We start from the raw sequence: 13,876 nt of genomic DNA on the forward strand, positions 1-13,876 counted from the left end.
GGTCTCGGGCGTGGGACCTCGGATGTTGGTCAGCCTTGGGCCTTGGGCTTTGGGCCTTGGGCCGGAGACCCGACCAGCCGATCAGCGCCTTACGCGCCGCTCAGCCTTTGACGCCACCCAGGACCATGGCGACCGCAGCCTCCGTGATCTGCGTAGGGTCTTCCGCGGCACCGAGTTCGATACGACGAACCGCGGCGTCGACGACGCCCTGGAGCAGCATGGCGGCGAGACGCGGCTGCTCGTGACCGAGACCGGCCAAAGCCTCCACGATCATCGCGATGAGACCGCCGTGCGCCGCCCGGATCTTCTCCCGCGCACCGGCGTCCAGCTCACCTGCCGAGATCGCGACCACGGCCCGGTGGCGGCGGTCACCGACCAACGCGAGCTGTTGACGTACGTAAGCCTCGATCTTGGCCTCAGGCGTCTCGACCCGCTCCATCGCCGCCTCGACCTCAGCCGCCCACACGGGGAAGTCGACGGCACACAGCTCCTCGACGACGGCCGCGCGGGAACGGAAGTACTCGTAGACGGAGGAGCGCGCGAGACCCGTGCGCTCGGCGAGGGCGGGAAAGGTCAACGCCTCGGTCCCGCCTTCGGACAGCAGGGTGCGGGCAGCGTCCAAAAGGGCGCCACGCTGCATCGTCCGGTGCTCGGCCACTGAAGCCGCTCGAATCCTGGGCACGTCACCACTGTACGGATGGCACGCCTGGCACGGCACTCCGCATCACGATGTGTCCACCGATACCCCCAGACCACGTAGCAGGGAGCGGCCGAACGACAACTGTGATGACAACCCCGTACGGACAAGTGCATGCCCTGGAGGAGCGGCCGCATCCGTGTGCTGACGGCAGACATCTGACGTGTGGGCTGGAGGGGTGGGGCTGACCTTGCGGAACAGGCACCAGCACTGATTCCGAGCCCGTCTCAGCACGCCCGAGAGCCAGTCGTCTGGCGGAAGCGGCCGGCGCGCTGCGGAGAGCACTGACCGCGCACGGCTGATCGCGAGGGCGGGGTGCGGCCGTCGGGCGGGATCGCCAGGTCAGGATCGCCAGGTGTGGGTGGCGTACGGCGACCGGACGAGTCACGCCGCGTTCCGGGGCGGGTCGAGTCGGGGTGGGTCGAGTCGGCACGGATGACCGGACCGGGCCGGGACGGGGCGAGTCGGCACGGAACGGATTGGACCGACCCGGGGCGGGTCGAGTCGGAACGGATCGGGCCGGGCCGGGCCGACGGGCTCAGCCGTGGGCCAAGGCGGGAACGATCGCGGGTCACAGCTTGCCCTCGGACGCAGGAGCAGTGGTGCTCGTATGCGATCGACGAGGCCAGAGATGACTCACAGCCGCAGAAGGCCTCGATGGGGGTGGGGGTGGGGGTGGGGGTGGCGGCGGCGCGGGGCTGTGGTGGAGGCCGTGGCGGTGCGGGGCGGTGGAGGTGGTGCGGGGAGACGGTGGGGGCGGTGGTGGTGGAGGCGGGTGGGCGGGGGGGAGGGGAAAGGAGAGGACCGAGGACCGAGTGGACGCGCCCCGCCCGGCGACAGCTCAGCCGCAAAGACACCGGCACCGAGCATCGCTCTCCCCTGGCTCAGCGCCCCACATCGGCCAGCTTCGCCCGCAACTGCAGTACGGATTTGGTGTGGATCTGGCTGACCCGGCTCTCCGTGACGCCGAGAACGTTGCCGATCTCGGCGAGCGTGAGGCCCTCGTAGTAATAGAGCGTGACGACGGTCTTCTCCCGTTCGGGAAGCGTGTTGATGGCACGCGCCAGTAGCCGCCGTAGCTCGCGATCCTCGGCCACCTCGACCGGGTTGTCGGCCGCCGTGTCCTCCAGCGTGTCCATCAGGCTCAGCCGCTCGCCCCCCTCGCCACCGACGTGCAGCAGCTCCTCCAGGGCGACGACATTGGCCAACGACAACTGGCTGAACACCCCGTGGAGTTCTTCCAGCGCGATACCCATTTCCGACGCCACCTCCGCTTCGGTCGGAGTACGCCGGAGTTTGGCCTCCAGCGTGGCGTACGCGCGCTCGACCGCCCTGGCCTTCTGCCGTACGGAGCGCGGAATCCAGTCCAGCGCCCGCAATTCGTCGATCATCGCGCCCCGGATGCGGGTGATGGCGTACGTTTCGAACTTGATCGAACGCTCGGGATCGAACTTCTCGATGGCGTCGATGAGCCCGAACACCCCGGAGGACACGAAGTCGGCCTGCTCGACGTTGGGCGGCAGGCCGACACTGACCCGGCCGGCGACGTACTTCACCAGGGGTGAGTAGTGCAGGATCAGCTGCTCGCGCAGCCGCCCGTCGCCCGAGGTCTTGTAGGCGCGCCACAGCTCCTCCAGGGAGGTGGGCGCGGTGGGGCGCACGCTACCGCGCGCGGCGGGGGGAGCGGCCGCGCGGTCGGACCCGGAGGTGTGCTGGGGCATTCGTCGCCTTGAGCCGTTCTGCCGAAACACTGGGGAACACGTGCGTGAGGGTGGGATTACTCGTGAGCGTAGCGTGACTGCAGTGTTGCGATGCGCGATGAAGGGTCGTTCGGGAGTGCGCAGATACGTTCCGCTGCCCGCACCCCTGGGTTACAGGGGGCGACCCTGATTCCACTCCCAAGGGGGTGGCAGCAGCGTTACGGGCGCCCGGCGCACGCTCCCCCGAACGCGACTTCGCCACCCGTCCGGCGTGTCCGCGGCTGACGCGCTCCGCCACCGTCCAGCGATGGCGGAACCCCACGAACGGAAGCACGGCGCGCCCGGGCCCCGCGGTCACTCCCTTCCTCTCATCACCCGTTCGCCCCAGGTCAAGGGCCTCCTCGCCGGGCGACCGAAGGGGCTGCGGACGCCCGAGCCAACTCCCACACAGCACCACACCTTTGAACGAATCCCAGCGACTGCAGCTCGAAGAGCTTGCCTTGTGTCACTTCCTCTGCCATTCCTGACTCCCGCGCCAGTCGTCGCAAGTCCGCACCACCCCGCGCGGGGACCGCTTCGAGCACCCGGCTCGCCACCGGGTCGAGCAGATCGCGGGCGAGCACAGGACCGCGCTGGACGGGGGCAAGCTCGCCGATGCTGCCGACCAGCTCGATGATCTCGGCAGCGTTGGTGACGACGACGGCTTCACCCTGCAGCAGTTGATGAACGCCGGCCGACAGTCCGCTGGTGACCGGCCCTGGCACTCCCATGGTGAACCGGCCCAGCCCCGCCGCCCGCCGTGCCGTGACCAGCGATCCGCTGCGCAGTTCGGCCTCCACGACAACCGTTCCCCGGGTGAGGGCCGCGATGAGGCGGTTCCGCATGATGAAACGGCTCCGGCTCGGGTGATCTCCCGGCGGCAACTCCGCGATCACCAAACCCTGTTCCGCGACTCGCCCGATCAACTCGGTGTGTCCCCGCGGGTAGGCGTAGTCGACGCCGGAGGCGAGCACGGCGACCGTAGCTCCTTCGGCGGCCAGGGCACCTCTGTGAGCCGCTCCGTCCACTCCGTAAGCAGCCCCGGACACCACGGTCCAGCCACGGTCGGCCAGGCTCGCGCCCAGGGTGGCCGCCATATGTGCGCCGTAGTCCGTGCAAGCCCTGGAGCCGACGATCGCCACGGACCGCAGCGCCCACAAGCGCAGGTTCGCCCTGCCACGTACCCACAGGCCGATCGGCCTGCCGTCCTCCAAGTCGTCCAACTGCCGCGGCCACTCATCGTCCCCGGGACACACGAACCGGCCGCCGAGCGCGGTGATAGCCGCGAGATCCTCGGTCGGCTTGTCCACCACGTCCAACCGGGTCGCCCGCAGGCGTAGCCCCTCGAACTTCTCCGCCGACACCCCCGTCGGCATCTCCCGTTCGCCGACCAGGGACTGTACGAGGTGTACGGGCGTCGTCCGCCCCAGCCATCGCCCCACCGTCTCGTCACCGGGCTCGACGATGCGCGTCAACGCCGCGCGCGCCTTCCTCTCCTCCTCTCCTACTTCACGCATGTGTTTCCCATCCCTTGCTGGTCGCCGAGAAGTTCACGTTCCCCCGCACGTTCCCGCTCCTTTCCGTTGGCGCTCCCACGCCAGTCGGGCAGCGCTGTGTAGCCGAAAGCGGTAATCGGGTCGAATAGCGACACGCTGCCAAGCTGGCGCTCGTCACCAACCCGTTGGTTACTGCCCCGCCCGGTACTACGGCGCCGGGCACGGGCCGCTGCCGCCAGTGCTGCGCTGGACTCGGAAGCAGCTGGCATATAGGCGAGGTTCGGATTGCGCGTCGACGCGTGGAAATTGCGCGCCGACGCGTACGAATCGGTTTCCTACGCCCTCGAACCTGTTCCTTCGCTCTCCCCCCTCACCTCACCCCGGCCGCCACCGGCACCCCCCGTCTGACCCCCGTGCGCAGTTCCAGGGCCCAGTTGATGTCTTCTGCTGTGGGGCGGTCGCGGCCGGCCAGGTCGGCGGAGGTCCAGGCGACGCGGAGTACGCGGTCCATGCCGCGGGCCGTCAGCAGGCCGGTCTCCAGGTCGCGTTCTGCTTGGGCCATCGCGCCGGGGGCCACTTGCCAGCGTGTCCGCAGTTCGTGCCCCGGGACCTCGCTGTTGGTTCTCCAAGGCGTGTCGGCGAAGCGGGCGGTGGCGCGGTCGCGGGCGGCTCGTACGCGTTCGGCCACTTCGGCGGTGGATTCGGCGCTCCGAGCCAGCGTGAGCAGTTCGGCACGCGCCACCGGCTCGACCGTCACCCGCAGATCGACGCGGTCCAACAACGGGCCCGACAAGCGGGCCCGATAGCGTCGGATCGTGGACGGGCGGCATTCACAGCCGCCGCCGAGCGTGCCGTGGCGTCCGCATGGGCATGGATTCGCTGCCAGGGCCAGCAAGAACTTCGCGGGCATCCGCATCATCCCGGCGGCCCGTGCGACCACGACGTACCCGCATTCGAGCGGCTGTCGTAGTGCGTCCAGAACGCGGGCGTTGCATTCCGCGGCCTCATCGATGAAAAGGACGCCATTGTGCGCCAGCGACACGGCTCCCGGGCGGGGCAATCCGCTGCCGCCGCCCACGAGAGATGCCATGGTCGCGCTGTGGTGCGGCGCGCAGTACGGCGGACGGTCCACCAATGGCTGCCCCGGAGGCAGGGCACCGGCCACCGAATGCACGGCCGTCACCTCCAGGGACTCCTGCGGTGAAAGGCGGGGCAGAAGGCCGGGCAAGCGTTCGGCCAGAAGGGTTTTCCCGGCTCCCGGCGGGCCGGTGAAAAAAACGTGGTGGCGACCTGCTGCCGCTACTTCCAGAGCTTTTCTGGCTCCGTATTGCCCGGCGACGTCGGAGAGATCCGGCACCCGGTCCCCCTGTATGCGCTCCGCTCCGATTCCATTGCCAGGCACGGTCAGTCCCGCCAGCAGCGGGTCAGGGCGCCCCTCCGCCGTCGGGTCCGCGTCCTCCTCTTCCGGTACCGGCTCGTCGGTGAGCACCGCGATCAGCTGTCGGAGGCTGCGGACGCCGAGAACCGCCACTCCTGGGACGAGCGACGCTTCGGCCACCGCCTTCTCCGGCACGACGACCTGCCGGTACCCCGCGTCGGCCGCGGCCAGGACCGCGGGGAGCACTCCGCGCACCGGCCGGACGCGGCCGTCCAGGCCCAGTTCGCCGATCATGACGAGATCGGCCAGCTCGCGCGGGTCGATACGTTCCGCGGCACCGAGCACCGCACAGGCCACCGCGAGGTCGAATCCGCTTCCGCCCTTGGGGACCGAGGCCGGGCTGAGTCCGACGGTGAGCTTCTTCTGGGGCCACTCGCTGCCGGAGTTGACCACGGCGGCCCGCACCCTGTCGCGCGATTCGATCAGGCTCTTGTCAGGCAGCCCGACCAGGGTGAAGGCCGCCACACCCGGCTCCAGGTCCGCCTGCACCTCCACGACCACGCCCTCGACCCCGACCAGCGCGACCGAGCACGTCCGGGCGAATCCCATCTCAGGTCACCCCCCTCACGTGCTCCACGAGCGGGGCACCGCGCGAGGGCAGCACCACGCCGATCACGTCGATGCGCACTCCGCCGGGCGGTGGCCCGCCGTGCTGTTCCAGCCAGCGTTCGGCCAGGTGACGGAGACGGGCGGCCTTCTCGGGGCGTACGGCTGCCATCGGGTGCTCGTAGGCTCCCGCGCGGCGGGCCTTGACCTCGCAGAGCACCAGCGCGTCACCGTCGGCGGCCACGATGTCGACTTCGCCGTCCTGACAGCGCCAGTTCCGGGCGAGAATGCGCATACCGGCGGCGGTCAGGTGCCGTGCGGCCAGGTCTTCCCCGTACCGCCCGAGCGCCCGTCGCGCGCTGGTGACGCGCGGGACACCGGGAGCGGGGACCTCGACGGCCAGCCGTCGGGGCCGGCGCCGGGCTCGGGCATCTCCAAGGCCGCCGCGAGAGCATTGCGGGTCACTACCGCGGCTCATGATCGTTCGGGCTCCCCGGACCCTCGACCCGATGGGGGCCGACCGACCGACCTCCGGGCTGCCGCGCCCGCCTTCACCTGCGGTTACCTGGAACTTTTCCGCATTCGCGGCGCTGTGCCCGGGGTCGTTGACGGGACTGTTCGTGGCGTTCACTCGGCACCACCTCCGGCACCGACTGTGACGCTTCAGCCCAGACTTATTGGATCTTGGTGGACAACCGACCGGCTGTGGAAAACTCCGTCACCCATCCCGGTGGTGGAGGCCCGTCCCCGGATGGAAGACCATGCGAGGGGGTAGTGGCAGAAGCCACGGAGGCAGTCACGCCCCGGCCGGATCAAGCCTTACCCATCTGCCGACCCCACCCGTACTCCGTCGGCCGCCCGTCCCCAGCCCGCCAACCGACCCGTCCGCAACCAGCCGACCCATCCCTAGCCGGCCGATCGGTCCGCACCCCGCCCGCCGGCCCCCATCCGTACGCCGTCTCAGCTGCTCGGAAGGTCCAGATCGGTCTTGTTCAGCTCTTCGATGTTCACGTCCTTGAACGTCAACACCCGGACCTGCTTCACGAAGCGAGCCGGCCGGTACATGTCCCAGACCCAGGCGTCCGCCATCGAGACCTCGAAGAAGACCTCACCCTGCACGGAGTGCACCTGCATCTCATAGTCATTGGTGAGATAGAAGCGACGCTCGGTTTCGATCACGTACTTGAACAGCCCGACGACATCGCGGTACTCCCGGTAGAGCTTCAGCTCCATCTCGGTCTCGTACTTTTCGAGGTCCTCGGCGCTCATGGCAGATCCCCTTCAGCCGTGCGTCCCCCCATTGTGCGTCAGACGCTCTCGGTAGCCAGCAGCACCGGCACGCCAGGGGGCCCCTCGTCGAGCAGCCTGCGCAGCAGCTCGGCGAATGTCTTCGGATACACCGTCTCATGCGACGCGGAAAGTTCTTCCGAAGTCCACCACCTCAGTCCCGATACGCTGCGTCGCTCAAGATCAGTCTGCCCCGACATCTCGGTAGCAGTCCGCTCCGTACGGCCCAGGTAATACCACTCGTCCTGCTCCCAGCGCCGCCCGTCGAAGGGGAAGGAGCAGTGCCGCTTCCACAGCACCGGGCCCAGCTCCACGTCGGTGATCCCGGTCTCCTCGGCCAGCTCCCTACGGGCCGCCTCCTCCCGGGTCTCCGTACCCTCCAGGCCGCCACCCGGCGTGAACCACCACGTACTGGACGGGTCGCCCGGCTCATAACCGTGCAGCAGCAGGACCCGGTCGTCCGGGTCGAGCAGCACCACGCGCGATACCTGCCGTACCTCAACCGGCAGGTGATCCGAACCCGCCGCCCCTGAGCACGCGCCGTTCGCCCCTCCCCCTACCGGAAGGCTCTCGACCGACGCGGCACTCCCTCCGGAGGCTACGCCCCCATCCCGTCCGCCCTGTACATCCCGCTCCGACACCCCAGCCTCTTCCGTCACCTCAGCCACTCCTCCGCCTCCTGCGTCGCGCCAACGGCCCGTACGCCGCGCCTCCCAGGATCAGTACCGCGCCGACGACGACGGCGATGACGATGGTCCGCACCGGGCCGGGCTGCGAGGTGCCGCCGGGCATCGCCGCGAACCCGGCCGGGCGTTCCACCATGCCCATGCTGCCGAGCGGCCACGCCCGGGCGTCCACCCGCGCGTCCACCGCGGTGCGCGACACGGTACCGTGGTCGGCGTCCTGGAGATGCGTACGGGAGTCCAGGGAGTCGTTGCGGTGGTCGCCGAGCAGGAAGAGCTGGCCCACCGGGACCTTCGAGCTGAAGCCGGTCGGCGAGGCCGGGCCCTTGGCGCGCAGATACGGTTCTTCGACGGGCTTGCCGTTGATCGTCAAGCGCCCGTCCTTGCTGCAGCAGGCGACCGTGTCGCCGCCGACCCCGACGACCCGCTTGACCATCGGCAGATCGCCCCACACCGAGTCCCGGAAGACCACGACGTCGCCCCGCCGCACCTCCGCGCCGTCCACCTGCTCGGCCAGGACCCGGTCCCCCACCCCGATCGTCGGTGCCATCGAGTCGGTCGGCACCGTGTAGGGGCGGTAGGTCAGCGCTCCCCATACGAAGCCGCCCAGGAACAGCACACAGCCGACGGCCATGACCACACCGGACAGCACGCTGCCCGTCGTACGGCCGCGGTCGTCGCCCGCCCGCTCTCTGCTGCTCATCCCAGCTCCCGCCCCGCGAGCCCGACCCGCGTCGAAGATCTGCGACGGCACCCTACCCGGGGGTACGTTCCCCAGTCAGCACCATGAGCCGTTCGGACAGCGAAACACCGGGCACGCTCGGACGCGTACCCGGTGTTCATGTCAGCCGGTCACCGGACCGCGCATCTCGTACGCGGCCCGCTCAGCCGTTCAGTCCGACGCCCGCGCCTCGGCCCGAGCGGCCCGCCTGCGGCGCCGCCACAGCACGATCGGCACCGCGCCCGCGAATCCCAGCGCCGCCGGGGTCGCCGCCATGGCCTTGTTCAGCGCCGGCTGGTCGAACGTGTCCGGCACCGACAGCCACGACCAGCGGTTGATCGGCCAGGCGATCGTGAAGGCGCGCCCCACGACCTGCTTGGTCTCGACCGTGCCGTTGCCCTTGAGGTTCGTGTGGTAGCGCGAGTCGAGGGAGTCCTGACGGTGGTCGCCCATGACCCAGATGCTGCCCTTGGGCACGGTCATCTTTTCGATGTTCTTGTCGCCACAGGGGGTGTTGCCGGGGAAGAGGTACGAGTCCTCCTTCAGCGGCGTGCCGTTGACCTTGACCGGGCCGTTGCCGTGGCACTCCACCGTGTCGCCGCCGACCGCGATGACCCGCTTGATCAGGTCCTTCTCCTCCGCCGACGGCATCAGGCCGATGAAGCTGAGGACCTGCTGGAGCGCGTTGGGCTCGGGGGTGGCCACCTCGTTCAGCCAGCCGCCCGGGTCATGGAAGACGACGACCTCGCCGCGCTCCGGCTCCGAGCCGAACCACGGGGTGAGCTTGTCCACCAGGACGCGGTCACCGCGCTGCAGGGTGTCCTGCATCGAGTCGGACGGGATGGAGAACGCCTGCACCAGGAACGTCTTGATGATCAGCGCCAGGACCAGCGCGATTCCGATGAGAATCGGCAGCTCTTTCCAGAAGGCACGCGGCTTCTTGCCCTTCTTCACGCTGCCGCTCTCCTCCTCGTCCGTCTGCTGTTCCTTGCCCATCGAGACTCCCGGACCGGGCGGCCGCCCCGGGCCCGCCGGCTGTCCGGCATCCGCCGACCGCTCCGGTCCGCCGGACGCGGCGGCCTGTGAGGACTCACCGTTTCCTGCCGGCTCTTCGGGCTCTTCGGTTCCGGACCGTGCGCCGACCGCCAAGTCCCCCACATCCACTCCTTACTCCACGCCGCCGCCCGCCCGATCGTCGGTGCAGGCCCACCACTCCCATAACGAGCGGGAGTTCCGCAGGGGTCGGGAGTACGGACAAACTGTCGGAGGACACACTATGCGGCGTGTGCCCCGCCGTCGCCCTCGCACCCGGCGCGTCGCGTACGGTCGCGTAGGTCTCCGGCTCCTCCAGACGACGCCAGTGCCCCACCGGCCAGGCGATGACCACGGCCCGGCCCACCACGCTGTCCACCGAGATCGTCCCACGGTACGGCTCGTCCAGGTGATACCGCGAATCCGCCGAATTGGAGCGGTGGTCGCCCATCACGAAGATCCGCCCGGCGGGAACCTTGACCTCGAAGGCGAACTGCGAGGGCGGATTGCCCGGATGAATGTACGGTTCGTCCAGAGGTGTCCCGTTGACCGTGACGTGACCCTGCTTGTCGCAACACTTGACCGTGTCGCCCCCGACGCCCACCACGCGCTTGATCAGATCCTGCTCGTCGGCGGACGGCAGCAGCCCGATGAAGGTCAGGAACTCCTTGATCTGCTTGACCACGACGGGGTCGTCAGCGGGCTCGACCTGCTCGCCCTTGAGCCAGCCCCCGGGGTCCTTGAAGACGACCACGTCGCCGCGCTCGGGCTCGGAGCCGAACCAAGGGGTCAGCTTGTCGACCAGCACCCGGTCGCCGATCCGGATGGTCTGCTCCATCGAGCCCGAGGGGATCACGAACGCCTGGACGAGGAAGGTCTTGAGCACCAGCGCGATGGCCAGGGCCACGCCTATGAGGATCGGTATTTCCTTGAGGTAGGAGCGACGCCTGCGGCGTTTGATGCGACGCGCCTGGCGCCGCCGCTCGGCGCGCCCTCCTCTGGCGGGCCTGATCGTACGCGTGACGACGCCGCCGGTACCGCCGTCGTCCTCCGCGGTCTCGAAGCCGTACGCGCCCGCGTCGCCCCCTGCGCCCCCGCCCGCGTACGCACCGCCCCCGTGGCTCCCGGTTCCGTACGGCCCGTCCGCGTACCCGTCGTACCTCCCGTACGCTCCGTTCTCGTACGCCCCGTACGGGCCCTCCCCGTACGCCCCCTCCGCGCCCGTATCCGCCCCTGTACCCCCCCGCTGCCCGCGTTTGGGCCGCCCCCGGCTACCCATGGCTGCCTGCCGGTCCCGGTATGCCGTCGAAGGCACGCGGGCGGTGCAGGGCCGTCCAGTGGCCCACCGGCCAGGCGATCCAGTCGGCGCGGCCGATCACCTTGCCGACCGGAACGGTGCCGCCGCCCGGTTCGCCGAGGTGGTCCCGTGAGTCACGTGATCTGCCGCGGTGGTCTCCCATGACCCACAGTTTCCCCTCCGGCACCACGATGTCGAACGCGTCGGAGGACGGCGCGTCCCCTGGATACAGATAGCCCTCGGCCACCGGCTCGCCGTTCACCTTGATCCGCCCCCGCTTGTCGCAGCAGGTCACCCGGTCCCCGCCGACGCCGATGACACGCTTGATGTAGTCGGTGGCCGGGGGCTCGGCCAGGCCCAGCGCCGCGCCCGCCCCCCTGACCAGCCCCGTGACCGGGTTCTCCGACGGTTCGCTCTGCAGGAACGAGCCGGTGCCGTCGAAAACGATCACGTCGCCCCGGCGCGGCTCGCCGCCGAAGCGGTACGCCAGCTTGTTCACCAGCACCCGGTCGCCGATCCGCAGGGTGTTCTCCATGGAGGAGCTGGGGATCAGGAAGGGCTGTACGACGAAGGCGCTGAGCAGCAGCACAAACGCCACGCAGACGGCCAGCAGCAGCACGGGCCGGTGCCACAGGGCCGCCAGGGCCGCCGCCGGCCGGGACATGAGCCGTCGCAGGCGGGGCGCCCGGCGCGGAGAGGCCGCTTCCTGTGGGGACGTGCCCTGGGCCGTCCGCTCCTCGGAGGCAGGCCGGCCGGCCTCGTCCTCCTTCTCGGAGGAAGGGCGTTCGGGAAAACACGCGGAGCGCGACCCCTGCTCCGGCCCCTGCTCGGGGGCGGGAGAGCGGTCGCGCTCCGAAAGCTGTGCGTCGGTGTCCATCGGACCCTGAGCCTATCCGGCCGGTCCAGGACGCCGGACGTCTGTTCAGCTGTCGCGCTTCTCCTTGATCTTCGCAGCCTTGCCGCGCAGCTCACGGAGGTAGTACAGCTTGGCGCGACGCACGTCACCGCGGGTCACCAGCTCGATCTTCTCCACGATCGGGGTGTGCACGGGGAAGGTGCGCTCGACGCCGACGGAGAAGCTGACCTTGCGGACCGTGAAGGTCTCGCGCACGCCGGCGCCCTGGCGGCGGATGACGACGCCCTTGAACTGCTGCACACGGGAGCGGTTGCCCTCGATGACGCGCACGTGGACGTTGACGGTGTCGCCCGGGCGGAAGGCCGGGATGTCGCTGCGCAGCGACGCGGAGTCGACGGAGTCGAGAAGGTTCATGACCCACTGCTTTCTTCGTTGATGCCACAGGTCATCAACGGAACCGGAAGTTCAGATGAGGTTGCCGTTCCGTCGGGCGGGCGTCGTTCCCCCTGTGGCAGGGGCGCGCGCCGGACGCACACAGCAGCGGCCTATTCTTCCACGGCGTCCCGGGTACGCCCAAATCGACCGTCCGTTCCCTCGGCCCACCCCAGGATGGAGAGGGTTTCGCGGTCCTTCTTGTCGAAGGCGGCCGGGTCGGCGCGCTCGATGAGGTCGGGGCGGTTGCGGTCGGTACGGCGGAACGCCTCGTCGCGGCGCCAGCGGGCGATCTTGCCGTGGTGGCCGCTGAGCAGGACCTCGGGGATGCCGCGGCCGCGCCACTCGGGCGGCTTCGTGTAGACCGGTCCCTCCAGGAGGTCCGCCATCGCACCGGGGGCGAAGGAGTCGTCCTGGTGGGAGGCCGAATTGCCCAGTACGCCGGGCAGCAGCCGGGCGATGGCCTCGACCATGACGAGCACCGGGGCCTCACCTCCCGCGAGCACATAGTCGCCGATGGAGACCTCGCGGACGTCCACGCGGTCGCCGTACTCCTCGATGACGCGGCGGTCGATGCCCTCGTAACGCGCCGGGGTGAAGACCAGCCAGGGCTTCTCGGAGAGCTCGACGGCAAGCTGCTGAGTGAAGGGCCGGCCGCTCGGCGTGGGGACGACGATGACCGGCTCGCCCTCCTGGGAGTCGATGACCGAGTCCAGCGCCTCGCCCCACGGCTCGGGCTTCATGACCATGCCGGGGCCGCCGCCGTACGGCGTGTCGTCGACGGTGTTGTGCTTGTCGTGGGTCCAGTCCCGCAGGTCGTGGATGCGCACGTCGAGCTGGCCGCGGGCGCGCGCCTTGCCGACCAGGGAGACGTTGAGCGGTTCCAGGTACTCCGGGAAGATCGTGACGATGTCGAGCCGCATCACACGTCCTCGCCCGCGTCACGGGCCGAGGCCACCTCGGCCCGGCTGTCGTCGAGCAGGCCGGCCGGGGGGTCGACGACGGCCTTCTGCTGCGCCAGGTCGATCTCCGGCACGATCTCGGAGACGAACGGGATCATGATCTCGCCACCGTCCGGGCGCCGGACGATCAGCAGGTCCTGGTAGGGCAGGTGGGAGATCTCGGTGATGCGTCCGACGGGCGTGCCGTCGGTGGTGACCACGTCGAGATCGATGAGCTGGTGGTCGTAGAACTCCTCGGGGTCCTCGGGGACCTCCTCGGGGTCGACCTCCGCGATCAGCAGCGTGTTGCGCAGCGCCTCGGCGCCCGTACGGTCGCGGACGCCCTCGAAGCGCAGCAGCAGGCGCCCGCTGTGCACCCGGCCGGTCTCGATGGTCAGCGGGCCGGCGGTGGGCGGGTCCGTGGCGAGTACGGCGCCGGGTGCGAGTCGCAGTTCCGGCTCGTCGGTCCGCACCTCGACGGTGACCTCGCCCTTGATGCCGTGGGCGCGGCCGATCCGCGCGACTACCAGCTGCACAGTGGCCCCTCTTCGCGGCGGCCGCCGCCGCTCGCGCGGTGGTCGTGCTCGCCGTCGTGGTTCATCGATCGGTGATTTCGGTCATACGGACATCGTCGCAGACGCCTATGACAACGGGCCGGGGTGAGCCGTAGCCCTCCCCGGCCCGTGCCGGTACTGCCTGGTCCGGGGGCTC

14 protein-coding genes are annotated in these 13,876 nt (G+C 69.8%); all 14 read right to left on the reverse strand.

Translation table 11 applies throughout. From position 1 onward, the window contains the following. Nucleotides 1-100 precede the first annotated feature (100 nt). The 14 genes from CP973_RS31330 to rimM all read right to left on the reverse strand — a co-directional run bounded on the left by CP973_RS31330 (nt 101) and on the right by rimM (nt 13,701). Nucleotides 101-640, reverse strand: a complete 540-nt coding sequence (locus tag CP973_RS31330; protein ID WP_150250548.1) for a TetR/AcrR family transcriptional regulator — start codon at nt 638-640, stop codon at nt 101-103. 941 nt (nt 641-1,581) lie between these two features. Next, nucleotides 1,582-2,418, reverse strand: a complete 837-nt coding sequence (gene whiG, locus CP973_RS31340) for an RNA polymerase sigma factor WhiG (RefSeq protein WP_150247217.1) — start codon at nt 2,416-2,418, stop codon at nt 1,582-1,584. A 368-nt stretch (nt 2,419-2,786) separates the two neighbouring features. Further along, entirely contained in the window at nt 2,787-3,953 is a 1,167-nt protein-coding gene (gene dprA / locus CP973_RS31345) for a DNA-processing protein DprA (protein ID WP_150247218.1), read from the reverse strand. 349 nt (nt 3,954-4,302) lie between these two features. After that, complete coding sequence (locus tag CP973_RS31350; RefSeq protein WP_150247219.1) at nt 4,303-5,919, reverse strand: YifB family Mg chelatase-like AAA ATPase; 1,617 nt, start codon at nt 5,917-5,919, stop codon at nt 4,303-4,305. Nucleotide 5,920: 1 nt separating this feature from the next. Continuing rightward, nucleotides 5,921-6,319, reverse strand: coding sequence for a YraN family protein (locus CP973_RS31355; protein ID WP_150250551.1), 399 nt, complete (start codon nt 6,317-6,319; stop codon nt 5,921-5,923). A gap of 557 nt (nt 6,320-6,876) precedes the next feature. After that, on the reverse strand, nt 6,877-7,185 hold the full coding sequence (locus CP973_RS31360) for a DUF2469 domain-containing protein (protein WP_150247220.1): 309 nt from the start codon (nt 7,183-7,185) through the stop codon (nt 6,877-6,879). Nucleotides 7,186-7,223: 38 nt separating this feature from the next. Further along, nucleotides 7,224-7,712 (reverse strand): NUDIX hydrolase, encoded by a 489-nt coding sequence (locus tag CP973_RS31365; RefSeq protein WP_150250553.1) that lies wholly within the window; start codon nt 7,710-7,712, stop codon nt 7,224-7,226. A 151-nt stretch (nt 7,713-7,863) separates the two neighbouring features. Further along, nucleotides 7,864-8,589, reverse strand: a complete 726-nt coding sequence (lepB, locus tag CP973_RS31370; RefSeq protein ID WP_150247221.1) for a signal peptidase I — start codon at nt 8,587-8,589, stop codon at nt 7,864-7,866. Nucleotides 8,590-8,778: 189 nt separating this feature from the next. Beyond that, nucleotides 8,779-9,756 (reverse strand): signal peptidase I, encoded by a 978-nt coding sequence (lepB, locus tag CP973_RS31375; RefSeq protein ID WP_150250557.1) that lies wholly within the window; start codon nt 9,754-9,756, stop codon nt 8,779-8,781. After that, nucleotides 9,698-10,918 carry a signal peptidase I gene (lepB, locus tag CP973_RS31380; protein ID WP_244410138.1) on the reverse strand — a complete coding sequence of 407 codons (1,221 nt, stop codon included), beginning with the start codon at nt 10,916-10,918 and terminating at the stop codon, nt 9,698-9,700. Before lepB (CP973_RS31380) ends, lepB (CP973_RS31375) begins: the two co-directional genes overlap by 59 nt. Further along, entirely contained in the window at nt 10,911-11,813 is a 903-nt protein-coding gene (lepB, locus tag CP973_RS31385; RefSeq protein ID WP_150247222.1) for a signal peptidase I, read from the reverse strand. Before lepB (CP973_RS31385) ends, lepB (CP973_RS31380) begins: the two co-directional genes overlap by 8 nt. A gap of 45 nt (nt 11,814-11,858) precedes the next feature. Beyond that, on the reverse strand, nt 11,859-12,206 hold the full coding sequence (rplS, locus tag CP973_RS31390; RefSeq protein WP_003980226.1) for a 50S ribosomal protein L19: 348 nt from the start codon (nt 12,204-12,206) through the stop codon (nt 11,859-11,861). Between the two features lie 131 nt (nt 12,207-12,337). Continuing rightward, nucleotides 12,338-13,147: a tRNA (guanosine(37)-N1)-methyltransferase TrmD gene (trmD, locus tag CP973_RS31395; protein ID WP_150247223.1), complete on the reverse strand. Its 810-nt coding sequence runs from the start codon at nt 13,145-13,147 to the stop codon at nt 12,338-12,340. After that, entirely contained in the window at nt 13,147-13,701 is a 555-nt protein-coding gene (gene rimM, locus CP973_RS31400; protein ID WP_150247224.1) for a ribosome maturation factor RimM, read from the reverse strand. The genes trmD and rimM overlap by 1 nt, the downstream gene beginning before the upstream one ends. Nucleotides 13,702-13,876 lie beyond the last annotated feature (175 nt).

The organism is Streptomyces albofaciens JCM 4342, from assembly GCF_008634025.1.
Classification (GTDB): Bacteria; Actinomycetota; Actinomycetes; order Streptomycetales; family Streptomycetaceae; genus Streptomyces; species Streptomyces albofaciens.